Below are 23853 nucleotides of genomic sequence, written 5' to 3'. Positions count from 1 at the left end.
ACTAGCGACCTCTACTCAAAGAAGGTGAAAGCCTGGTTGAGCAAGTAACTAGGTTGAATGTAGAATCCCCTGGCTTTACATCAAAACGAGCGACAGCAAAGTTTTGATAGCCAGGGGAGTGTCAATCCTTATAAGTAAGTAGCCAAGCAAAATTATATATTTACTGCTCAGCTATACAGCCCTTCCCTTCCCCCCATGCCTATCTAAACGTAGAAATATTTAATTAAATGTTGCCACAAGTACTTAACGACTAACAAGAGCTAACCATTGCAATTAAATAATTGAAAACTGGTTCGATTGGCGGTAAGGGGTATTCTGTTAAATCGATGGTCACGGTATCGCCTTCCAATTTTAAAAAGCGCCAAAAGGTTCCGGTGGTAACGGTACCGTAAATGGTGTTGATGGAATTTTTTGCTTGCTGATTAAATTTTTGCGCCGCGATCATTTCTGCGATACATTGTCCTAAACCGATTTTGAGGTTCTCTTTTTTTGCTTCTACTATTACTGCTACGGGTGCTTTGACAAATAATTGCTCCTTGGAACAGCTAAGAATAAAATCGCATATCCCCGTTAAACCTGTTTCAGGTTCAACGTTGAATTCCTCCCCAGAAAACAAGCTGATTTCGTTATTTAAAGCTTCTTTGACTGCCAATAGCAGCGGACAGATAATCAATTCTGACCTGGCTTTTTCTGTATTCAGCGCGATCGCAAGTTGTAGATTTTTATGCAAAAATTCCCCAAGGTAAGGACTCGGCTTTACTGTATGTTCAGATTTTGATAAGAATGAAACCCCTTCTATAAGATTCAAGTTAAAGTCTTGGATTACTTTAGGAAGCGTAAATTGACTGTAAGGCATAAAAACATTGTGAGTTAGTTAAAACCAGCTTTCTTGATTTTCGCAGTAAAACCAGTTTATCCAAACATCAATATATATAAGTCCGTACAAGAAACCGATCAAATACAAAATTCACAATCGCCATCGCGTAGTGCAAACTCGTTGCTATGGCAATCAATATTATTTATTCTCACACATTCACACGTAAATTTCTAATTATCTCATAATAAACACCTGCTTTTTCTGCACAAAATCATAAATTATCCTTTGATAAATAAAACTTTCTCAAATCGCACAATTCATTAAACTTCTGTATTCATATTCCGTTACAAATCCGTTACCGAAGTTTACACAAAATTTTTTATTGACCGAATTCTCAATTATTCCACGAGATTACAAGAGGTGTGACTGTAATATGGTATTGTTATGCTTAGGGGAGCAGTTTATTTAATTTTCAATCTTTTTCCGATTTTTTCTTAAATAGCTAGTTAATAAGCAGCAATCAACTTGATATTTAGATAATTTTCGTACTACAACACTAGATAAAGCTTGAATAAAGCTGCGAGTAAATGTGAAGGGATGTAAATCTTGTTGTGATTTAAAGTACTATTTTTGTGGGGATAAAATACGGATATTGACAATCAATTGATTTTATGGGTTATATATTAAAAATATTTTAGAGGGGAAGCGGAAGAATTTTAAACTAAAGATGATATTTTTCAGCCTCGGAGTGCAGAGGTTAGCACAAAGGAATGGAAAATATTTGGACTTAGATTTTGATTTTTTAAAGTCCTTTTCAGAGGACTGAAGCTATTAGACCGGGAATTAAATTCCCGGTCAGTTGGCGATAATAACCCCGTAAAATTAATGTGGCGGAATACTAATTATTTTTATTTAAAACAGTATTCAATTCTGAGACGTTTGGGAAGTCGATTATTTTTCTGTGTGATATGATGTGCGGTTAAACGCTTGTAATAAAGGGAGTAGTTGGTTCCGGGATAAGGAGTAGGGAATAATAACTAATCATCCGGACATAATATGAAAGCATCACGGCGAATCTCTTGCAATCCCAACTTTGGCAAATAATCGATTTCTTCTGAGGTGATGCTGGAGGCATTAATTGTGGCGATCAAATATATTCAGACTTAGTTTATCTTAATTTGTTGAGAAATTGCTTTGATTGTGTTCCTTAACCAACGATTAGCTTGATCTTGATTGCTCAAAGCACTCCACAGCATCGAAACCGTCCACGGTTTTGTTTTGAGTGGCAGTTCAAAAATTGTCAAATTGCAGACCGTTGCCAACTTGAGAGCAATACGACGGGGAAGTGCTGCGACTAAATCACTCGATGCGATCGCAAATGGTAAAACCATCATATGGGGAGTTGTGAATGCAATACGACGCTCTAAGTTGTGCTGATTCAATATCTTGTCGATTGCACCTGTGGAATCTCGACGTAGGGTTGCCAGAGCATGGGAAAGCTGGGCAAAGGTTTCCAAACTCATAGTTCCCTGTTTGAGAGCCGGATGTCCTTGACGGACAATTCCTACAAATCGTTCTTCAAAAAGCGGTTCCCATTGGGTTTGTCGGGGTGGATCGGCAAAAACACCTAATGCTACATTGATCGCTCCTTGTTCTAGTAAATCTCCAACGCTGTCCTTCTCGAATCCAATCATGCGAAAATTTAGAGATGGTGCGGTTTGATGAGTCAAATCCAGCAGTGCTGGTATCAGCACAAAGCTAGCGTAATCTGAACTACCAATGGCAAAAGTGCGATCGCTATCAGTTGGCTCAAATATCTGACTAGAAGTAACGGTTTGGCGAATTTGTTGTAAAGCTGTTAAAATGCCTGGGGCAATCGCTTGAGCTTTTAGCGTTGGTTGCATTTGTCTCCCCAAGCGTACAAATAATTCATCCTTAAATAAAATACGCAGACGATTGAGGGCTGCACTCATTGCTGGCTGACCAATTTGAAGTTGTTCGGCAGCTTTCGTAACGTTGCGCTGTTCCAGGAGGGCTTCAAAGGCAACCAACAGGTTCAAGTCGATCGCTGCTAAATTTATCGATTTCATTAATAATATCTATCTCAAATATTGTATTGTTTAATAGTTTAATGGTTGTTACGGTAACAATATAGTTAATTTATTCACAGGAATTTGATCGCCATGACGCAGAAAGTTGCCGTAATCACCGGGAGTCACAAAGGTTTAGGCTACGCAATTGCTAGGAAGTTAGCACAGCAAGAGAATATTCGGGTGGTGTTGACAAGTCGTCAGCAGCAAGATGGTCTAAGTGCTCAGCAACGTCTATGCAGCGAAAATATTCAAGTTGATTTTCATCCTCTCGATATTACGAGCGATGCAAGTGTAGTGCAGTTCACGACTTGGTTGCAAAAAACTTATGGCAAAGTAGATATTCTGGTCAATAATGCAGGTATTAACCCAACAATGCAGCCAGAAGAATCTAGCCTGTTGACGGTTGAGATAGAAACAATGTTGACTACCTTTACAACTAATGTGTTGGGGGTTGCTCGAATCACCAAAGCACTAATACCTTTAATGAAAGCGCAAAACTACGGACGGATTGTGAATGTGTCTACTGAAATGGCTTCTCTGACCTGTATGGACAGGGATTATTATCCATTGGCTCCGTCCTATCGTCTTTCCAAGGTTGGGCTAAATGGATTGACAGTACTTTGGGCTAAGGAACTCCAGGGTACTAATATTTTGGTGAATGCATATTCTCCTGGCTGGATGCAAACTGATATGGGAGGTAGTAATGCACCGTTCACAGCCGATGAAGGAGCGGAAACAGCCGTGTATCTAGCAACACTTCCAGAGAGTGGTCCACAGGGTCAGTTTTTTGCAGAAATGAGAAAATTTGGGGGTGCACTGACGCTATCCTGGTAAATAAAATATAAATTTTTTGTCCGTTGTGTTAGACTCACGACCATGCACAAAATGTGTCTAACACACCCTACCCGATCAAAAATGGAGACGTTGCAGAATCCGGGTATGAATTTAGATTTTGAGACGTTACACTCTAACGTCTCTACAGAGGTTTCGGTTAGACCAACTCAATGCAGCATCTTCCCGCTTATGATATTAAAGTTCCACCGGGTAATAGATTAGAAGCGCTAAAAGGTGAGCGTAAATGCAAAAAATCATAAATTATCCTTTGATAAATAAAACTTTCTCAAATCGCACAATTCATTAAACTTATGTATTCATATTCCGTTACAAATCCGTTACCGAAGTTTACACAAAATTTTTTATTGACCGAATTCTCAATTATTCCACGAGATTACAAGAGGTGTGACTGTAATATGGTATTGTTATGCTTAGGGAAGCAGTTTGTTTAATTTTCCTATTTTTTCTTAAATAGCTAGTTAATAAGCAGCAATTAACTTGATATTTAGATGATTTTCGTACTACAACACTAGATAAAGCTTGAATAAAGCTGCGAGTAAATGTGAAGGGATGTAAATTCTGTTGTGATTAAAAGTACTATTTTTGTGGAAATAAAATACTGATATTGACAATCAATTGATTTTATGAGTTGTATATTGAAAATATTTTAGAGGGGAAGCGGAAGAATTTTAAACTAAAGATGATATTTTTCAGCCTCGGAGTGCAGAGGTTAGCACAAAGGAATGGAAAATATTTGGACTTAGATTTTGATTTTTTAAAGTCCTTTTCAGAGGACTGAAGCTATTAGACCGGGAATTAAATTCCCGGTCAGTTGGCGATAATAACCCCGTAAAATTAATATGGTGGAGTACTACTTATCTTTATTCTTGATTTAAAAGAGTATTCAATTCTCAGCCGTTTGGGAAGTCGATTATTTTTCTCTGTGAAAGCATCGCGGCGAATTTCTTGTAATCCCAACTTTGTAAAATAGTCGATTTCTTCTAAGGATAAGGGATAAGGTGGACCGCTGGGTTCTTCTGGAGTATCGCGAGTAGCTGTGACAACTAATAATGTTCCGTTATGGGCGACTAATTGAGCAATAGCTGTCATTGCTTGCTGACGTACTGTTAAAGGTAAAGATTGAATAGTTCTCGATTCAAAGACGAAATCAAAATTTTGCTGCCATTCTTGATTTAGATCGAATAAATCGGCGACGAGGTAGTTAACTGAAGAATGAGGAAATCGAGAAATACACCAATTGATTGCTGTAGGGGAAATATCAAAAGCGGTAACATCAAATCCATATTCAGCTAAAGCTTCGGCATCGTCTCCTAATCCACATCCAACTACTAAGGCTTTTAAACCGTTTAAATTTTTCTCAAGTTGTGGATTTTGATTTAACCAATCTTTGAGATAGGCATTTACAGTCATATTTGCCCAAGGAACTTGATTAGAATCACCTTGAGCTTTAGCGTATAGATTTTCAAACCAGTTTTGAGTCATAATTTTGTATTTATTAATTGTGATTAGTTTTGAGCAAACCCAGTAAGATGTGAATGGCTCGTTTCCCTATCTCTCGATTCCCACACAAGCATTCACTAAGGGTAACAACGAACCAAGTTGTTCTTGTCCGTTTACTGCTAATTCGCTGTGACATAAATAAATTTTATCGGATACGCGGGCAAGTAAATCCGCTATAATCCTTTGCAATCGTTGGTCTTCGGCTGATTTTTCATCTTCAGCAGTCCAAGGTTGAGCAAATCTATCTTGTAAAAAGAACATCGAACCAAATAAGGTTGCTGCTCCTCCTTTTGTCCATAATGGTGAACCTGCATCTAACCAAAAATGCCAGCGATGGGAATGACGTAAGGAACGATATTGAAATATTGTTGCTAATGTAACCGCATTCCCTAGACTTCCGATGCGACGTATGGGATAAGGACTCGCAGTAATGGTTCCCTGTCGTAGCAACTCGATAAATTCCGCGATGGTTGTGGTTTTAGTTTTATCTGGTTTTTCTACTGCTTCTGTTAGCTGCTGTTCTTGTAAAGATTTCCTAGTAGAAGAATACTGGTTTAATCTAGTATCAATTTCCCAGTAATGTTGAGCAGTTTCTAGTAATTGCCGTAAAATCGCTAGTTGTTCGTAATTGGAATAACCAACGTCAGATATAAAGTATTCTATAGCGCTATATAAAAAGGAAACTGGAGTAGGAATTAAACGCTTTTCGTAATTCGAGCGCTGTTGCTCTAACCAGTTTAATATTCTTCCATAAGCCGTTGTCGCAGCGTAACCCAATCTATCCCACCTTTCATAGGAATCGATATTTAGTAAATTGGGGTTGTCTGGATGGGGTTCAAAACAGTAGTCTGCGATTAATCCAGCCCTTACCGGATCAATAAATTGATGGTTATTCGGTTTGCGACTGAGTACTACTAACATGGACGCGATCGCGTCTCTATCAACTAAACGTCCCAAACCCGGATAAACTAAGGTTAATAAAGTTAGTAAAGCCCGAATCAACGGTGAACTGATTAAAGGACGTTGATCTTGCAGCGAATTCACCGCAATCCCGGCTTTGCTAAACTTTTCGATCAAAGAATAACGTGCGATCGCGTCTAAACCGGGAGCAATTATGGCGATTTCTTTTGGTTGTACTATCCCGGATTTGACTGCTTTGATGATTGTTTGTGCGGTTTCTTGTAATAATGAAGCGCGGGAAGTTGTTTGAATTGACTGTACCGATAAAGGTAAACTCAAAAGCGTCATTGGTTGTGTTATCAATTGCGTCATTGAATTCAAGAGCAAATCGGATAAGGATAACATCGGTGGTTGAGTCAAAATTTCTCTGTGACAATGTTCTGCTAACCCAGACATATAATTTGGATCTGCTCCCAATCCCAAACGCACTATACCATCGGGATTATAACTAAAGGCTCCCACACCATCAGCAATAATCAACTCGAATAAACGACGCATCAAAGCGGGATAATCCTGTACGTCATCCGCTAAAACTGCTTGATAGCGTTTTTTGAGTCGGGAAAGATAATTATGATCCGCTAATAAATTTTGAGCGTAAAGTTCCGTAATAATTCCGTAAGTTAAAAAGCCCTTATCCAAACACCACTTACGCCAATCTAATAATAAAGAACCAATCATATCTGGTTCTAACTTAGTAAAATTATCTTGTGTTGATATTACTGTTGTTAAAATGTGCGGAATATTTTCAAATGGTGTTCCACTTAAGGCTGCTAATTGCATTAAGTCAAGAATACGGCGTACTAAACGAGACTCATTCATCCCAATACTACGCAAAGTTTCTTCATTGAGTCGAGAATGCCATAACTTAGTTGCTAGTTCCTGTTCAGTTTCTGGACGTAATCTTACCGGAAATTGGGCTTTTAATTTTAAAGATTCGATCAAAAGAGGCCAAAACAAAATCACTTCATCTTGAAAAAATCCTAAAGGTGTTTTTGCTATCACCGGATACTTTCCCCAAGTAGCAGTCACAATTTTATCTGCTAATTCTCGGCGATTATCTCCATTTGCAGCAAAGACTAAAACTCCCAGTTCGTTATGCAGGTAAAGGCTTTTTGGTATGCTAGAACTATTTTTTTTGATTGAGTTACTAGTATAAAATAGTTGTTTGTTCTCATCGTGATGGTTTACCCAAATACAAAATTGCTCTACCAAACGTTCAGTCTTACCACTACGACTAGAACCTTCAATCCAAAGAGAATGATTTAACACAAACCGTCTCCCGATGATTTTGTTAAGATATCGAACAGCGTTAATGTAAGTTTAAAAACTACTAAAAAGATAGAGATGACTATTTAAAATGAAAAACTTTTCCGTTAGTCAAAAAATTTATTTGTATTTAGTAAAAGCTTACCAGTGGTACTTACGAACCCAGGAACGCTCTTTAGATGAAGCTTATAAAGCAGCATTACAAATTAAGGTTATAGAAGATGAACATTTTCATGGTCAAAAAATAGATATCAACTCTGCTACCTATAGCACCAGTGTAATGGATTATTTTGAATCTGACCTCAAACAACTTTTAAGAATTGTGCGGATGAGGTTGACGGAGTTTAAAGCGAGTCATTATTTACTTAATGAATCAAATTTAAAAACAGCAAAGAAATTTGATGTTGAACATCCTAGTTCTGAATTGGTTTTAGAAAAGTTAAGGTTGATTGATCAAATAGTTGCTAAATATACTACACCAATTTTACAACAAAATTTTACTCAAGATGCAGTAATTCCATCTTCTACTCAATATGACACAGTTATACCAAAAATTGAATCAGAAATAGTTCAAACCAGAAAAGCGGATTTAGCAAAAAATAAATCAAACAATCAACCCAAAGGTAAAGTTAACACCACAGGGGTATTACCGCGTTCAATTTTCAATACATTTAATCGTTTACAAGTTGAATTAGATCCAAATGCTGAACAAGATGTTGTGGAAAAATTCCGCACTTCTCAAAGAAGAACAATTATTTCTGTGAGATTTTTATTATTATTAATTATCATCCCTATTTTAAGCCATCAAATATCAAAAGCTATTTTAATTAGTCCAATTGTTAATTATATTAGAAACGGCGAACAACCTCAATTATTTATTAATTATGAGATGGAAGAAGAAGCGCTATTAGAATTAGAAAGATTTGAAGAAAAAATCAAATTTCAAACTTTAATTAATAGTACGCCTGCACTTTCTCGCCAAGAGATGGAAGAAGAGATAGAAGAACAAGTAAAAGACAAAGCATTGAAGATTGCCGAAAAATATCAGGTAATCAGCGGTAATGCAATTAAAAATGTTTTTGCTGATATTATTTCTGTTTTTGCATTTATCTGGTTTTTGGTAATTAGTAAGCGAGAAATAGCTGTTTTAAAAGAATTTTTTGATTATGTAGTTTATGGTTTAAGCGACAGCGCTAAGGCATTTATTATTATTCTATTTACGGATATATTTGTCGGATTCCACTCTCCTCATGGTTGGGAAGTAATTCTAGAAGGTATATCCCGTCATTGGGGTTTACCTGCTAATCACGAATTTATTTTCCTATTTATTGCGACTTTTCCAGTAATTCTAGATACTATCTTTAAATACTGGATTTTCCGTTATCTCAATCGCATTTCTCCTTCTGCGGTTGCCACTTATCGTAATATGAATGAATAGAGAATGGCTAATTGGTAATGGGTAATTGGTGATGGGTAATTGGGAATTGCTAACTGATAACTGTTAACTGGGTAATTAAATCCGTGAAATCCGTGTAATCTATTGAATCCGTGGTAAGTGATGGGGTATAAATATTAAATAATGTAACAATAAATATTAGTTGCTGCATAAAAAGTCATTTTTTAATCGTATTCATATATAAGTTGCCAATTATAGAATCAAAAAGAAATTAAGTATCATCTAAAAAATCAGTGCTGATAGTAATTTGCCTGTTGATCGGATATATTCTTGTGGGATGGACTTAAACAACCATCGTGACAAAATATTTGAAAAGTCGCATAATTGAGAATTGCGAATGAAAAAGTTAGGAAGCATAATTGCGATCGCGTTACCTGTAGCTGTGTTATTAATTACTTTACAGCCTTTGGGTGATCTACTACTTAGTCCAGTACAGTGTCAATTAAAAAGATGGCAATTACCAGTATTTTCTCCTGTAAAGCTGGATAAATCGACTCCAACAACAGTACCACCACTGATACCAATTAAAAAAGCACCTTTTCCTTGTTGTGAAGGTGATACTTCTTGTTTTGATGAGCAAATATGGGGAGAAAATGGTCAAAGTTTAGATAAAAAAGTTCTTTTGAGTTCCCTAGATAATAGTTTGAGGTATTTAAAAACTTCTGCGGCTGAAAATGCTTATCAAAAATATTCCATAGCTGGAATTAGTAGAGAACGAGTTATCAAAAGTTTAATTCGGTTTCGTCAATTATTGCTAGAATCTAAATCCGCAGCAGAATTAAATCAAGCTGTTGTCAAAGAGTTTGTTTTTTATCAATCAGTAGGAAAAGATCAAAAAGGAACAGTATTATTTACTGCTTATTTTGAACCGCTTTATGTAGCAAGTCGGGAGCAAACAACAGAATACCGCTATCCCATTTATGGTTTACCTCCAGATTTAAAAGATTGGGAAAAACCACATCCTACACGTGTGGATTTAGAAGGGGCTGATGGTTTACAAGGTGCAAAAGGAAAATTAAAAGGATTGGAGTTATTTTGGTTTAAATCCCGTCTCGAAGCTTACATGATTCATATCCAAGGTTCTGCTAAATTGCGATTGCTCGATGGTACTCAAACAACTGTCGGTTATGCGGGAAACGTCGCTCATAATTACAAAAGCATCGGAGCTGCTTTAATTGACGATGGTGAATTACCATCAAGCGGTGTTACCATGCCGACAATTTTAGAATACTTTGAAAAGTACCCCAAAAAGTTAGATGTTTACCTTCCTCGTGACCCCAGTTTTGTGTTTTTCCAAGAAAATAAAGGTGAACCAGCACAAGGTTCTATCCAAGTAAGTTTAAGTGCAGAACGTTCAATTGCTACAGATAAATCTTTAATGCCTCCTGGAGCATTAGCTCTGATACGCGGTGATTTTCCCTTTGTGACAGACGGTAAAAAACTACAACACCGAACCGTTAGTCGTTACGTTTTAGACCAAGATGCCGGTGGTGCTATCAAAGGTGCAGGTCGAGTCGATTACTTCTTAGGAACTGGAAAAATTGCTGGCGATCGCGCTGGAGTTACAGTTAGTAACGGACAACTCTATTACCTGTTAACTAAATAAAAATCATCTATCTCTTGATAGATATAATTAAATGAATTTAGCTGAATTACTGATGATTTGTATGAAAAATATTAAGTTTAATTTAATATTTTTGATACAAATCCCCTGTTTTTTAGAGAGGTTAGAGGGTAAATATCCGGAATAATTTCTGAATAAATTGCTTTAAAAATATGGAACTACTAATTTTATTTTTCGTCTGTATAAAAGAATTCACAAACTAAAAAGTTTGTCAATACTTTTATCTTAAAACTTGCTTTTTTTTACAAAAAATATTTTTTTGATAAATATTTGGCACAAATCTGAAATAGAACATTACACATTTGTATATACAACTATTCATACCCTATTAGTGAGAGATTGCGCCGACAATCTCATTAACTGTAAGATATAACGTTAATCAGGGAGATTAAAAGTGATTCGGATTTTAGTTGATGCTGACCTAATTTTGGAAGCTTTAATGAACCGTAATACCGTAACAGATGTTAGAGAATTATTAGAGAAAGTAAATCCTTTGATTCAGATGTATATCACAGATGTTGGATGGCAGAAAATATTTACTTATTTGAGCCATTTACAAAACAAAAAAGTTGCGGAAATGGTAATCAATTGGTTGCAAGAAAAAATTCAAATTTGCTCTGTAACCCAAAATATTTTACAACAAGCACGTTCCTCACCGATTAAAGATTTTGAATCCGCTGTGGAAAGTATCTGTGCTAGTTATCAAAAACTAGATGCAATTGTCACTCATAAATATGATGATTTTGCCGAAGTATCAGATAATTTTTGGATTTGGTCTATGAAAGAATTGTGGATACGTGCTAATTTAGAAAATCAACTACAAATAGAGCAGTTAATTTAGTTTATTGCTGATTATTCGTAGAAGTTCCAGACGATTTCTGTAAACGTTCTAAACGGATAGAAGCTTCTTCAATTTGAAGACGTAATAATGTTAAATTTCCCTCCATGATTTTCTTTTGAGTTTCTAGAACTTCCGTTTCTTTTCGCAAACGAGACATTCTCAGTTTATGATCTTCCGTTCGCCCAGGTTGAAAAATGACCCCAAGATAAATTGTAACATTGGAAGCATCTAAAGTATTCACCCCAGCAGACAAATTAAAACCGAAGTCGTTTTCTGTATTGACATGAGCATTAGGAACGTAATTAAGAGGGTAAATATTAGGATAATTAAAATTATTTGAGTTGTTATTTGTATTAGTAACAGGTAATTGCGGATTAGATTGTAGTATCTGATTAAAACTAGCATCATTCCCCACATTAGTTGTTTGATTGCTAGTTGCTGTTTGTGAATATCCAGGTTGGATATTTAAGACTTGTAACCCAACTACAACTAAACCAGGACAAATTAACGGTAACAATCCTTTGCTCATCTTCTTAAAACTGATTATGTAATCATTCAGGGTTGTTACACAGTTTACCCTATATAGCTACTGCACGGAAATATCTAATTGGTAATTTAAAATACCATTGCCGCTAGTTTGCTGAGTCACATTACTATTGGGAGCATTGAGTTGGACTGTTATCGGAGACATCGCAGGAGAGTAATTTGCAGAAATTTCAATTTTATGTTCTCCCACTGACAAATAACGCGATAAATCAATCTCTGTGGTTTTATTGTTGAGATTTTTAACAACTTTTCCATTCACAACTATTTTGCCATTTAATTTAGTCGCTGAAGTTTCAATCTTCAGAATATGTGGTTGTGATAAATTCGCATTACTTAAGTTAACTTTACCACGTTGATATCCTGAAGAATTACTGGTAAATGTAGTAGAAGTACTCGAATTACTATTCATATTATTGATATCCGATTGTGCAACAGTACTTTGGTGATTATTCATAAAATTACCTACAAAAGCTGCGGAAATAGTAATTAACGCAGCCGTGCTGCATATCAAAAATAGTAAATTTTTCATGTTCAATTCTCACTTGTGATTAAGTAGGCTTATATTATTTTTTTATTATGAATGATTCAATAACTGCTGAGGTTATATAAAGCCGTTATTGATCACAAAAATTTACTTATAAAAGCATTATTATATATTTTTTTAACGCAAAGGGACGCAAAGGTATACGCAGAGGAACGCAGAGCTTTTACTAATATGTAAAGGTTGAAGAAAGCCCCTCATGAAAATACCTACTCCCTATTCTTTATTCCCTTTATTATTACAACTATTAGCCTGAGAATAAAATCCCCAGGCATTTAAGAGCTTTAATTAAACTAAAATTTCCAGAAAATATTAACGTGCAAAAGCAGGAAGATTAGGTTTTTTTGGCTTTTTTACGTGTACCGGAACATCGACTTTAATGCCAATGTTGTTAGTATTAACACCAGTACGACGATTAGGATCTCCATCAAGTCGTTGTCGGCTGGTACGTGCTTGTTCACACTTGGAAGAATTACAAACTTGAGTTGATGTAGTAACAGCAGTAGTACCAACGCTACCTTTACAATTCTCGCCGAATTCTTGAGTTACATCGTTTCTTTGTCGTCCTTTTGGTGAATCATCGATTGACACTTGAACGTTAACATCGATGGCGTTACATCCCGCAAATGCTTTATTCTGCAAAGAAGGAATAAATACTGAAGATACAGTAGTTAACGAGAATAAGCCAAAAGAGATTAATTTTAGCTTCATAGTTGCATCCTTTTATTGACAAGTTGTTGTTCTAGTTTGAACATGAGAACTATTGCTCCCAGAGCCACTTTTGTGAGTGCTGTTGGAGGTTGTGCAATTACCTAATTTCTTTATATTCCTGATATTCTGGGGGTAGATGGTACGTGTTGGAACGCGGATTGCAGAACCACGATAAATACGGGGACGGTAGAATCTTCTTCTACGAGCGTTTTGTATTTGGATATCACCGTTGTCGTTGATTTTGACGCTGGTGTCACCGTTTTGAACTTGAATTTTATCAGCACTAGCAATTCCTGCTGGTAATGCTATTAGTACCGATAATGCAAGGATGGAAATCGTTTGTTTTGTAGTCATGGGAACCTCTTTTAATAGAAAAAACCGATTTTTATAGTGATGAACCACAGATAAAACGATTAAGAAAATCGGTAAAACCAGAATTAATACCAATTTGAAAAATAATCGGAAAAATGGATATTTATCAAAAATTTTGAATTTTTCATTTGTATTTTTGATAATCCAAAATCCAAAATGGTATAACCACAGATTTTCATCCCATGTAATTTAGTAACAGTGGCGAGAACCCAAAATAAGTTGACGCTGAATGTTTACTTGGTCAGCATTTTGGTTGACAACCCCACCATCAATAGCAACAGCATTTTGGTCAATTCGCTGATTTGATTGCTGTGACTGGGAACCTACATTACATCTACGGTTTCCTGGACCTAATCTTTCTTGACGCTGGATGCTTACTTGATTACCACGTTGAATAACTCGACTACCAGAACCAATTACAGTAGCTTCTTGGTTTGCTTCTTGGGTTGTACCTTGTTCTGCAAATGCTGCATTTGGTACGATAAGAAAAGCGGCAGCTAATAAACCGAGGGTGGAAATTTTCTTAATCATTTTTAATAGACCTTATTAGTTTTGTGTGTTGTGTGTTGTAATGTTTTAAAAAGTTAGTTCGATCCGGAAAAATCGCTGTCCGCAAGATGCGGACACTACTTATTATTTATCTGTAATCACTGTAAATATTAGCGGTAACAACCAGTGCTAGTTACTACAACTTGCTTTTGTTCGCTAACACTACTATTACCTTGAGCATTGTCAGAATAATCTATTGCAGCACCACTTTGAGTAGATGCCTGAGTAGAAGTTTGTGACTGAGTGCTGTAGCTTCCAGGACAGTAGCTACGTAAACGGTAACTACCACCTTGCTGACGCAATCGAATTTGATTTTGAATGTTTAAACCTTCTGAACTCTGAGTGTTTACACTACTATTGATTGCTGCACCTCCCTGAGTTGTAATTTGTACGCTCTCTTGTCTTTGAGAATTAGCAAAAGCTGCGCCGGGTGCAACCATTAAACCAGCAGCCAATAAGCCGAAAGCCAAAGATTTATTTAACATTGTCTAAACCTTTTGTAGTTAGTTGTGTTGTGGAATTGAGATGGCTTTGATGGATATATGCAAAGCCATATTTATCTGATAACTGTTAACTGATAATTGATTTTTATCTGCAAGCCTTGGTGTTATTGGAAACTTGCTTCTGGTCATTAACACTGCTGCTAGATTGAGCGTTATCAGAATAATCTACAGCCGCACCGCTTTGATTTGTACCCTGTGAAGAATTCTGTGACTGTCCGCTGTAGCTAGGAGCGCAGTAACCAGGACGACCGTAAGGACGACCTCTACCAATACTGTCGCGGCGGTTTTGAATTTGCTCTTGGATGTTCAAAGATTCAGAGCTTTGACCGTTTACACTACCGTTGATTGCAGTACCATTTTGGACAGTATTTTGATTGCTATTCTGAGATTGAGAATTAGCAAAAGCCGCACCGGGTGCAATCATTAAACCAGCAGCCAATAAACCGAAAGCCAAAGATTTGTTAAACATTGTCAGAACCTCTTGTAGTTAGTTGTGTGTTGTGTTGTTGAATTGAAATGGCTTTGATGGATATATGCAAAGCCATATTTATCTGTTAACTGATAACTGATAACTGATAACTGATTTTTATCTGCAAGCCTTGGTGTTATTGGCAACTTGCTTCTGGTCATTAACACTGCTGCTAGATTGAGCGTTATCAGAATAATCTACAGCCGCACCGCTTTGATTTGTACCCTGGGAAGAATTTTGTGACTGTCCGCTATAGCTAGGAGCGCAGTAAGCAGGACGACCATGACGACGAACTCTACCAATACTGTCGCGAGTTTTCTGGATTTGCTCTTGGATGTTGAGAGATTCAGAGCTTTGAGCATTGGTGCTACCGTTGATTGCAGTACCATTTTGGACAGTATTTTGATTGCTATTCTGAGATTGAGAATTAGCGAAAGCCGCACCGGGTGCAATCATTAAACCAGCAGCCAATAAACCGAAAGCCAAAGATTTGTTAAACATTGTCAGAACCTCTTGTAGTTAGTTGTGTGTTGTGTTGTTGAATTGAAATGGCTTTGATGGATATATGCAAAGCCATATTTATCTGTTAACTGTTAACTGATAACTGATAACTGATTTTTATCTGCAAGTCTTGGTGTTATTGGCAACTTGCTTCTGGTCATTAACACTGCTGCTAGATTGAGCGTTAACTGAACCGTCTACAGCCGCACCGCTTTGAGATGTACCTTGTGAAGAGTTCTGTGACTGTCCGCTATAGCTAGGAGCGCAGTAAACAGGACGACCGTAAGGACGACCTCTACCAATACTGTCGCGAGTTTTCTGAATTTGCTCTTGGATGTTCAAAGATTCAGAGCTTTGAGCATTGGTGCTACCGTTGATTGCTGTACCATTTTGGACAGTATTTTGATTGCTATTCTGTGATTGAGAATTAGCGAAAGCTGCACCGGGTGCAATCATCAAACCAGCAGCCAATAGACCAAAAGCAGCATACTTCTTCAACATTTTATAAACCTCGTGTAATAGTGTTGTGTGTTTTGTTGTATCTTGTGTGTTGTTGCCCAGAAGATGAACTTTCTTTAAAATTTCAACAGGTATTTATTAACAACCTTTGATGATTTTTTAAAGTTTTTATTTTTCTCTTGTGGGATATACGGGGCTACAGAATTCAGTTTGCTTATTCCGGATTTACCCGAATTTTTTTTTTGAAAATAAATGTTCGTGCTTTTAATCAGCGACCATTTCTGGCGAATTAACATTACTGATAATTCATGCTTTGATCATCCACCGCGAACAACTAACTTATAAAGTTGAACCTCTATACTTAATTACTTTAACTAAAGAACTTGGGTGTGTCAAGTCTTTGGTTAAAAAAGTTGGGCGCAATATTTTTTTTGATGTTAGGATGTACCGCTATAGACGTGCTTGAGTTGTGTAGTTGTGAAACGTAAACCAAAACCAAGGATAGCTTTTCTTCGTGAAAAGGCGGGTTTAACCCAGCTTGAGTTGTCTCGTCTCGTAGGCGTGACAGAAAGCACCATCCAAAACTGGGAAAGTGGAAGAACAGGAATAGACCACATTCAGAGAATAGTAAAATTTTGTAAAGCTCTCAATTGTCAAGTAGAAGATTTGCTCGAATCGGACAACGACTTCCCAGAAGAAGCATCAACAAAACCAGTTTCTTTGCAAGAAATACATAATTTATTAGGTACCGAGGAGGAAGAAGTAGAGGAAACAGAGGAAACAGAGGAAGCAGAAGAAGCCGGAAAGGCAAAGTAGAAAATTTTATTTTTTAACTTTTGACCTATAACCTTTGACCTTTGACCTGATTCTCCTGCCATAAAGTATCTATAGTGACAAAAGAATATCCTTCTTTTAATAATTGAGGGATGATTATTTTTGTGATTTCTGCGACATCTTGTCCGCCACAAACGCCATCGTGTAATACAATCAAAGAACCATTTTCTAATTTATTCATAACTCTGTTGACAACTTTGGTTATTCCTGGACGTACCCAATCTTCTGGTACAACACTCCACATCACAGGGCGGTAATTCCACTCATGAAAAAGTTGTAAAGTTTGAGGCAGAAATAAACCATTAGGGGGTCGGATATCACGTACTTTTTCCGGTGTTAAATTACAAGCATTGTGAATGGCTGTTTGGGTTTTTTCCAAACTTTGTTTGAGTTGCGTTGGGGAGAGAAGAGGGAAATTGTGATGGTAATAGCCGTGTAAGCCAATCCAATGTCCGCGAGAATGAACTTGTTGAGCTATGTGAGGGAAACGTTCGACGCAAATACCCAGCCAAAAGAAACTTGCTTGAACTTGATAATAATCTAGAACTTGCAGTAATTGCTGCGTATATTGCGGATGAGGCCCATCATCAAAAGTGAGAGCAATAATTTTAGAATTTGGATTACCCCTCCAAAGACATTTGGGAAAACTTGATTTAAGGATTGGGTACAAAAGCGGGAACAAAGGATAAAGCTGCATTTTAGGTTAAAGGTTAAAGGTTATAGGTTATAGGTTAAAGGTTATAGGTTATAGGTTATAGGTCAAAACCAGTAACTTTACACTTTTGATATGCTTTCGTAACAAATTCCGTAACCATCTAATCAATTTTCTTGTTTCTCGTTTAGATTGGGATAAATTTAGGAGTAATCCCGGAATAAACGGGTGATGTTGTTTAAAGATATACGAGACTATCAAATATTCTATCTTGCTCTATTCCTTATTTTAGGTATAGGTACGAGAGATTGGACTCTAAAACCGACGATGATTGTAGTTACAATTACGACCAGTTTAGCGACACAATTGCTTTTGACATTAATCGTTAATTATTGGTCATTTGCGGACGATAAAGAACATAAAACCAATATTCGCAGTCCTTTAATTACATCTTTGGGAATTAGTTTGCTTTTACGAGCCGATTATTCCACAACGATGGTTTTTGCAGCTGCAATGGCGATCGCCAGTAAATTTGTGTTCAAGTTTGGAGATAAGCATTTTTTTAATCCTGCCAATTTCGGAATTATTTCTGCACTAGTACTAACCCCTGACGCTTGGGTTTCTCCGGGACAGTGGGGTGAAGACTGGTGGTATGGGATGTTATTTATCGGTACAGGTGGGATGATTTTGCATCGTATCGGACGTTGGGATACTACGGCAGCTTTTTTGGGGTTTTATGGGCTGCTAGAGGCTGTACGCAATTTATGGCTGAATTGGACTTGGGATGTTTACTGGCATCGTTTAATGAGTGGTTCTTTAGTGTTATTTGCCTTATTTATGGTAACAGACCCTCGTTCTATTCCTAATTCCCGCATTGGAAGAGTAATATGGGCAGCCTGCATTGCCCTTGTGACCTTTATTTTGCGAAACAACTTTTATCTTTCCACAGCAGTCTTTTGGGCATTATTTGCCCTCGCACCGCTGACTGTAATTTTTGATCGGGTTTGGAACGCATCACGTTTTAAATGGGGTGAATCAGTGAATCAGTTAACAGTTAACAGTGAACAGTGAACAGTTCAAAGTCATCCCCTTGTCTCCCCATCCCCCCATCCCTTATTGAGGTATTTTATGAAATTCCAGCGTTTGTTAATTTCGGTATTGTTAGCTTTTGTAATCGCTATTTGTTTTACTCCTTCTGCTTTGGCTTTTTGTGGTTTTTATGTTGCCAAGGCAGATTCAAAGCTGTATAACAAGGCTTCTCAGGTAGTTATTGCTCGTAAAGATAATCGCACAGTGTTGACTATGGCAAATGATTATCAGGGTGATGTAAAAGATTTTGCAATGGTGGTACCCGTTCCTACAGTCTTAAAAGAAGAACAAGTAATCGTCGCTAAACCCAAGATAATTGAACGATTGGATGCTTTTAGCGCACCACGATTAGTTGAATATTTTGATGAAGATCCTTGCGCTCCTGCTTACGAACGAGAAATACAGAACAATCTACCGATGTCTGCTCCAGCACCAACAACTCAAGCAAGTAAAAGAAGCGATCGCAATTTGGGTGTGACGGTGGAAGCGCAATTTAATGTCGGTGAATACGATATTGTGATCTTGAGTGCGAAGGAATCTAGGGGTTTAGAAAGATGGCTGCACGGCAACGGTTATAAAATTCCTAGAGGTGCAAAACAGTTGTTGAATCCTTATATTCGCCAGAATATGAAGTTCTTTGTTGCCAAAGTAAATTTAGAAAAGTTTGACGAAAACGGTTATCAGAATCTTCGTCCTTTACAAATTGCCTACGAATCTTCTAAATTTATGTTGCCGATTCGTTTGGGAATGGTTAATTCAACATCGGAACAAGATTTAATTGCTTATATTCTTTCATCCAAAGGACAAACAGAACTTACTAACTACCGCACGGTGAAAGTTCCCTCAGAGGTTAATATTCCCGTGTATGTCAAAGAAGAATTTGGTAACTTTTATAAATCAATGTTCCAAACTTCCTATACAAAGGAAGACAAAAAAGTTGCATTTTTAGAATATGCTTGGGATATGGGTAATTGTGACCCTTGTTCTGCTGATCCGTTAAATCGAGAAGAGCTTATTGATGCGGGTGTATTTTGGTTAGATGATAATTCAAGTGGAATTGTACCTCCCGGATTTCGCGGTGGTTTTCCGAGTAGTAACGTCTTTGTAACTCGTTTGCACGTTCGTTATACTCGCGATAAATTCCCCGAAGATTTGATGTTTCAGGAAACTTCTAATCGTGATAGCTTCCAAGGACGTTATGTTTTGCAGCATCCTTTTACTGGTGAAACTAACTGTTCCGCAGCTAGACAATATCAAAAGTCTTTACGAAATCGGTTTGAAAAAGAAGCGCAAACTCTTGCTAAATTAACCAATTGGAATATTCAAGATATTCGCCAAAAGATGAAAATTGAAGGACAAGTAAGCAGTTCATTCTGGCAAACTTTTCTTTCTTGGTTGGGAATGTAAAATCAGTTATCAGTTATCAGTTATCAGTTATCAATGGTAATTGGTAATTGGTAATTGATTAATATAGCGCTATATTCAAGAAACTCCGGTGATCTTAACTCCTAACTCCTAACTCCTAACTCCTAACTTTTAATCGCCGATTATGAAAGCCAGAATCGAAAACGACGTAATATATATCAACCACGAAGATGTTCCGGAATACAAAAAAGGCGGTTCTGTGGTGAGAAATAGTTATTTTTGGGCTTTGCGATCGATTGCTGGTAAAGCTGGACGTTACAGTGATTGGGAGTATGAAAGTGAGGTTTGGTTTGCTTTATCGAGGATGTTGATGTCTTTTACCGAATCGGGATATTTAGGAGTTAGGGAGACGATATTAGAATTTCCTCAATCTACAGATATTCCCCAAGTGTTTCGAGATGTCGCAACTTGGGAATAGGAAATAATTATACCTGAATTTTTCGTGGGGTATATGTCGGGTTTTTACAATAAATATCGTTAATAGCAGAAAATCATCATCAAAAACCCGACTTCTGAGACGTGGGTTAAGAAGTCGGGTTTTTACAATAAATATCGTTAATAGCAGAAAATCATCATCAAAAACCCGACTTCTGAGACTTTCAACTTTGACCTTTAACCTTTAACCTTTGACCTAAATTACCGCTTCGCAAATTTCTTTGACATCTTGCGTAAACGAATTGATTCGGGTGTAACTTCCACCAATTCATCAGGTCCAATATATTCTAAAGCTCTTTCCAGACTCATATCTATGGGTGCTTGTAATTGAACCAATTCATCACCACTAGCAGCACGATGGTTTGTCAACTGCTTGGTTTTACAAACGTTTAATTCCAAGTCTTGAGGACGATTATTTTCTCCAATAATCATACCTTTATAAACTTTGGTACCGGGAGTAATAAAGTAAGAACCTCTATCCTCAGCATTTTTCAAAGCGTAGAAAGTAGCAACACCTTCTTCAAAAGATATCAGTACACCGTTACGACGAGCAGAAATTTCGCCAATAATTGGACGATAATCGAGAAAACTGTGGTTCATGATACCGTCACCGCGAGTGAGACGCATGAATTCACCCCGAAAACCAATCAAACCACGAGCCGGAATGATGAACTCTAATTGCGATCGCCCTGCTCCACCCATCTGCATATCCTGCATTTCACCTTTGCGCTGTCCGAGTCGTTCGATACAGCCACCAACGGCTTCTTCGGGAACGTCTAAAACCAAAAGTTCGTAAGGTTCACAAGGTTGTCCGTTGACTTCGCGGTAAATTACCTGTGGCTGGGATACCTGAAACTCGTAACCTTCGCGACGCATGGTTTCAATTAAAATACCTAGGTGGAGTTCACCACGTCCAGAAACTCCAAATCTATCGGGAGAATCAGTTTCTTCAACCCGCAAAGCTACGTTAGTTTGTAACTCGCGCATCAAACGGTCTCTAATCTGCCGAGAAGTAACGAAATCACCTTCCTGACCGCAAAACGGTGAATCATTCACAGAAAAGGTCATTTGTAAAGTAGGTTCGTCCACTTTAATAAGTGGCAGCGCTTGAGGTTCGTTGGGACAGGTGATGGTTTCTCCAATGTTGGCATCGGCAAAACCAGCAACTGCAACAAGATTACCAGCGGATGATTGTTCTAATTCAACTCGCGCTAAACCTTCAAAACCCATCAACTTACTAATCTTGGATTTGACAATTTTGCCATCTTCCTTAACTAAAGCCGCTTGTTGTCCGGCATTGATGGTACCGTTGTGAATTCTACCAATGACAATTCGTCCCAGATAATCAGAATAATCCAGAGTTGTGACTTGTAATTGTAAAGGCTTTTCTGGGTCGCCGACTGGGGGTGGAACGTGACGTAAAATTGCCTCAAACAAAGGCTTCATATCACTAGATTCATCTTCGAGTTCTTTTTTAGCGAAACCTGCTAAACCCGAAGCGAATAAATAGGGGAAATCACATTGGTCATCATCTGCCCCTAATTCTAGGAACAAATCCAATACTTTATCAACTGCCACATGGGGATCTGCTCGCGGACGGTCGATTTTGTTGACTACAACAATCGGACGTAATCCTTTTTCCAAAGCTTTCTTTAACACAAAGCGTGTTTGGGGCATGGGACCTTCATTTGCATCCACAATGAGGACACAACCGTCCACCATACCTAATACCCGTTCAACTTCTCCACCGAAGTCAGCGTGTCCGGGAGTATCAACAATATTAATTAAAGTTTCTTTGTAGCGAACGGCGGTATTTTTGGAAAGAATCGTGATACCTCGTTCTCTTTCCAAATCGTTGGAATCCATGACGCAATCCGGAACGTCTTCCCCTTCACGGAAAATGCCAGATTGTTTGAGCAGGGAATCAACGAGAGTTGTTTTGCCGTGGTCTACGTGAGCGATAATAGCGACGTTGCGGATTGGGAGCGTCATAAGTGCGTCCGATGAACTGCGGATTTTATATTTTAAACTTGTGAAGGGTGTAATAACAGAATTCGGATAAAAATGGTTATTCTGTAAACATCCCTTAACAATTGTATCTTACTCTTTCCATTTGAAGCGAGTTTTGGTAATGAATTGTAGGAAGTTAGAACCACCGGAGTTATTTATTTAAACGTTTAAATTTTTACTTCTTCTCAATGCCCCATGCCCAGGACAATATATTTGACTGTACCTCTACAAAATATACAATCCCAGCGCCATCGCTTTGTGGTGGTAAAAATACTCCATCGATTTCAAACTTGGGTTCCTTGACTGCGACAGAATCAAAGCTATAGCGATCGCCATTTGCTGTTTGATATCTAATCTGTAAACTACCCCACCCATAGAATGCGGGAGCTTTCAGTAACCCTAGAAGCCAACAAGTCTGAACCGAATGGCTGGTTTACACTCATCAAAGCAATCATTTTTGAGCCAATATCCAAAAAGCGTTAAATCTCAACTTGACTCTACAGTTAACTTGAGAGTTTACCATGTTTAAACACCATTATTCATTTATGGGGTACGACTGCCGCTCCAGAACGAAACTTCTCACTCCTAATTCCTAACTCCTAACTTTCTTAGTAAGACTGATATTCTTTGAAAATTTTGATTTTGCCTTCTTTATCGAAAGCTGCGATCGCAAAGGGTTGTTTTTTGCTTCCGGCTTCCATTCCTGGGGTACCTAATGGCATTGCGGGTACTGCTAATCCTGCTTGTTTAGGTTTGGAAGCGACAAAACGTTTGATATCATCGGCAGGAATATGCCCTTCCATTACATAGCCGGCAATAATTGAGGTATGACAAGATGCCAAATTTTGAGGTACGTTATATTTCTGTTTAATTGCTTCCATGTTGTCGGTTTTATTATCTGCAATTTTAAAACCGTGCTTCTGCATATGTTTTACCCATTCACCACAACAACCACAGTTGGGGCTGCGATAAACGGTAACTTCTTTGACTCCTGAATAGTTTGGCTCTGTTTGTTTATCCCATACGCTAGTCATAGCTATTGCTTGAGATTTGCTACCAACGGTTTGAGCATTGTTTCCCATTCCCCCAAACCAGAAAAATGTCCCACTTACTCCTGCAACAGCAACACCCGCGATTAAAAAAAGTAATAATTTGGAATTAGATTTAAACATAAATTTTTACCCTATAGCTCATAGTAATTTCAATCTTAAACTCGTAAGTAAACTCACGAGTCAATCCTGATTTAGGAAAATATCTAGCAAATAATTGCTTACCTATAAGTGTTACCTCTAAAAATGAAATCAAAATCAAATTACAACTGCTTCTCTATTGTCTATACTCCCTA

General features: G+C 37.6%; 25 protein-coding genes. 8 read left to right on the top strand and 17 right to left on the bottom strand.

Translation table 11 applies throughout. The features are described 5' to 3' along the window. Nucleotides 1-250 precede the first annotated feature (250 nt). Nucleotides 251-856, bottom strand: coding sequence for a hypothetical protein (locus IQ247_RS05735; RefSeq protein WP_193917937.1), 606 nt, complete (start codon nt 854-856; stop codon nt 251-253). Nucleotides 857-1980: 1124 nt separating this feature from the next. Continuing rightward, on the bottom strand, nt 1981-2907 hold the full coding sequence (locus IQ247_RS05730) for a LysR family transcriptional regulator (RefSeq protein ID WP_193917935.1): 927 nt from the start codon (nt 2905-2907) through the stop codon (nt 1981-1983). A gap of 93 nt (nt 2908-3000) precedes the next feature. On the opposite strand from IQ247_RS05730, the gene IQ247_RS05725 reads away from it, so the two are divergent. Beyond that, complete coding sequence (locus IQ247_RS05725; RefSeq protein ID WP_193917932.1) at nt 3001-3744, top strand: SDR family oxidoreductase; 744 nt, start codon at nt 3001-3003, stop codon at nt 3742-3744. 855 nt (nt 3745-4599) lie between these two features. On the opposite strand, the gene IQ247_RS05720 is transcribed toward IQ247_RS05725, so the two are convergent. Both IQ247_RS05720 and IQ247_RS05715 read right to left on the bottom strand, forming a co-directional pair. Next, entirely contained in the window at nt 4600-5247 is a 648-nt protein-coding gene (locus IQ247_RS05720; RefSeq protein ID WP_193917929.1) for a class I SAM-dependent methyltransferase, read from the bottom strand. A gap of 66 nt (nt 5248-5313) precedes the next feature. Next, nucleotides 5314-7494, bottom strand: a complete 2181-nt coding sequence (locus IQ247_RS05715; protein ID WP_193917926.1) for a PD-(D/E)XK nuclease family protein — start codon at nt 7492-7494, stop codon at nt 5314-5316. An 88-nt stretch (nt 7495-7582) separates the two neighbouring features. On the opposite strand from IQ247_RS05715, the gene IQ247_RS05710 reads away from it, so the two are divergent. The 3 genes from IQ247_RS05710 to IQ247_RS05700 all read left to right on the top strand — a co-directional run bounded on the left by IQ247_RS05710 (nt 7583) and on the right by IQ247_RS05700 (nt 11412). Then, entirely contained in the window at nt 7583-8929 is a 1347-nt protein-coding gene (locus IQ247_RS05710; RefSeq protein ID WP_193917923.1) for a proton extrusion protein PcxA, read from the top strand. Nucleotides 8930-9284: 355 nt separating this feature from the next. Next, nucleotides 9285-10553 carry a murein transglycosylase A gene (gene mltA, locus IQ247_RS05705; RefSeq protein WP_193917920.1) on the top strand — a complete coding sequence of 423 codons (1269 nt, stop codon included), beginning with the start codon at nt 9285-9287 and terminating at the stop codon, nt 10551-10553. A gap of 412 nt (nt 10554-10965) precedes the next feature. Beyond that, nucleotides 10966-11412 (top strand): PIN domain-containing protein, encoded by a 447-nt coding sequence (locus tag IQ247_RS05700; RefSeq protein WP_193917918.1) that lies wholly within the window; start codon nt 10966-10968, stop codon nt 11410-11412. A 1-nt stretch (nt 11413) separates the two neighbouring features. Here the strand turns inward: IQ247_RS05700 and IQ247_RS05695 are convergent, their stop codons facing one another. From IQ247_RS05695 to IQ247_RS05655, 9 genes are all read right to left on the bottom strand, one after another. Continuing rightward, on the bottom strand, nt 11414-11941 hold the full coding sequence (locus IQ247_RS05695; RefSeq protein ID WP_193917916.1) for a hypothetical protein: 528 nt from the start codon (nt 11939-11941) through the stop codon (nt 11414-11416). 57 nt (nt 11942-11998) lie between these two features. Then, nucleotides 11999-12487 (bottom strand): hypothetical protein, encoded by a 489-nt coding sequence (locus IQ247_RS05690; protein ID WP_193917914.1) that lies wholly within the window; start codon nt 12485-12487, stop codon nt 11999-12001. A gap of 324 nt (nt 12488-12811) precedes the next feature. Beyond that, nucleotides 12812-13210, bottom strand: a complete 399-nt coding sequence (locus tag IQ247_RS05685; RefSeq protein ID WP_193917912.1) for a hypothetical protein — start codon at nt 13208-13210, stop codon at nt 12812-12814. Nucleotides 13211-13222: 12 nt separating this feature from the next. Continuing rightward, nucleotides 13223-13564 carry a hypothetical protein gene (locus IQ247_RS05680; RefSeq protein WP_193917910.1) on the bottom strand — a complete coding sequence of 114 codons (342 nt, stop codon included), beginning with the start codon at nt 13562-13564 and terminating at the stop codon, nt 13223-13225. A gap of 207 nt (nt 13565-13771) precedes the next feature. Continuing rightward, a complete protein-coding gene (locus IQ247_RS05675) occupies nt 13772-14113 on the bottom strand; it encodes a hypothetical protein (protein WP_193917908.1) in 342 nt (113 codons plus the stop codon). A 128-nt stretch (nt 14114-14241) separates the two neighbouring features. Continuing rightward, a complete protein-coding gene (locus IQ247_RS05670; protein ID WP_193917906.1) occupies nt 14242-14616 on the bottom strand; it encodes a hypothetical protein in 375 nt (124 codons plus the stop codon). 103 nt (nt 14617-14719) lie between these two features. Beyond that, a complete protein-coding gene (locus IQ247_RS05665) occupies nt 14720-15103 on the bottom strand; it encodes a hypothetical protein (protein ID WP_193917904.1) in 384 nt (127 codons plus the stop codon). Nucleotides 15104-15220: 117 nt separating this feature from the next. After that, nucleotides 15221-15604, bottom strand: a complete 384-nt coding sequence (locus tag IQ247_RS05660; protein ID WP_193917902.1) for a hypothetical protein — start codon at nt 15602-15604, stop codon at nt 15221-15223. Between the two features lie 117 nt (nt 15605-15721). Beyond that, complete coding sequence (locus IQ247_RS05655; RefSeq protein ID WP_193917900.1) at nt 15722-16105, bottom strand: hypothetical protein; 384 nt, start codon at nt 16103-16105, stop codon at nt 15722-15724. A 435-nt stretch (nt 16106-16540) separates the two neighbouring features. Between IQ247_RS05655 and IQ247_RS05650 the strand changes: the two genes are divergently transcribed. Further along, nucleotides 16541-16879, top strand: a complete 339-nt coding sequence (locus IQ247_RS05650) for a helix-turn-helix transcriptional regulator (protein WP_193917897.1) — start codon at nt 16541-16543, stop codon at nt 16877-16879. A gap of 25 nt (nt 16880-16904) precedes the next feature. Here the strand turns inward: IQ247_RS05650 and IQ247_RS05645 are convergent, their stop codons facing one another. After that, complete coding sequence (locus tag IQ247_RS05645) at nt 16905-17594, bottom strand: polysaccharide deacetylase family protein (protein WP_193917896.1); 690 nt, start codon at nt 17592-17594, stop codon at nt 16905-16907. A 186-nt stretch (nt 17595-17780) separates the two neighbouring features. On the opposite strand from IQ247_RS05645, the gene IQ247_RS05640 reads away from it, so the two are divergent. The 3 genes from IQ247_RS05640 (at nt 17781) to IQ247_RS05630 (ending at nt 20481) form a co-directional block, all read left to right on the top strand. Beyond that, the gene (locus IQ247_RS05640; RefSeq protein ID WP_193917893.1) at nt 17781-18620 is read left to right on the top strand and encodes an RnfABCDGE type electron transport complex subunit D; all 840 of its coding nucleotides are present in this window, start codon (nt 17781-17783) and stop codon (nt 18618-18620) included. Nucleotides 18621-18677: 57 nt separating this feature from the next. Next, nucleotides 18678-20045: a DUF2330 domain-containing protein gene (locus IQ247_RS05635; protein WP_193917891.1), complete on the top strand. Its 1368-nt coding sequence runs from the start codon at nt 18678-18680 to the stop codon at nt 20043-20045. A 142-nt stretch (nt 20046-20187) separates the two neighbouring features. Next, the gene (locus tag IQ247_RS05630; RefSeq protein ID WP_193917889.1) at nt 20188-20481 is read left to right on the top strand and encodes a hypothetical protein; all 294 of its coding nucleotides are present in this window, start codon (nt 20188-20190) and stop codon (nt 20479-20481) included. A gap of 218 nt (nt 20482-20699) precedes the next feature. On the opposite strand, the gene typA is transcribed toward IQ247_RS05630, so the two are convergent. From typA to IQ247_RS05615, 3 genes are all read right to left on the bottom strand, one after another. Beyond that, on the bottom strand, nt 20700-22490 hold the full coding sequence (gene typA / locus IQ247_RS05625) for a translational GTPase TypA (protein ID WP_193917886.1): 1791 nt from the start codon (nt 22488-22490) through the stop codon (nt 20700-20702). A gap of 193 nt (nt 22491-22683) precedes the next feature. Then, nucleotides 22684-22863 (bottom strand): DUF2887 domain-containing protein, encoded by a 180-nt coding sequence (locus tag IQ247_RS05620; RefSeq protein ID WP_322745441.1) that lies wholly within the window; start codon nt 22861-22863, stop codon nt 22684-22686. 253 nt (nt 22864-23116) lie between these two features. Next, nucleotides 23117-23680 (bottom strand): DUF411 domain-containing protein, encoded by a 564-nt coding sequence (locus tag IQ247_RS05615; protein WP_193917884.1) that lies wholly within the window; start codon nt 23678-23680, stop codon nt 23117-23119. Nucleotides 23681-23853: the final 173 nt, after the last annotated feature.

The sequence above is a fragment of the Plectonema cf. radiosum LEGE 06105 genome, from assembly GCF_015207665.1.
GTDB classification, from domain to species: domain Bacteria; phylum Cyanobacteriota; class Cyanobacteriia; order Cyanobacteriales; family Nostocaceae; genus Rivularia; species Rivularia radiosa_A.
Note: the sequence above shows the minus strand (reverse complement) of the source record. Positions and strands in the feature narration are given on the sequence as shown.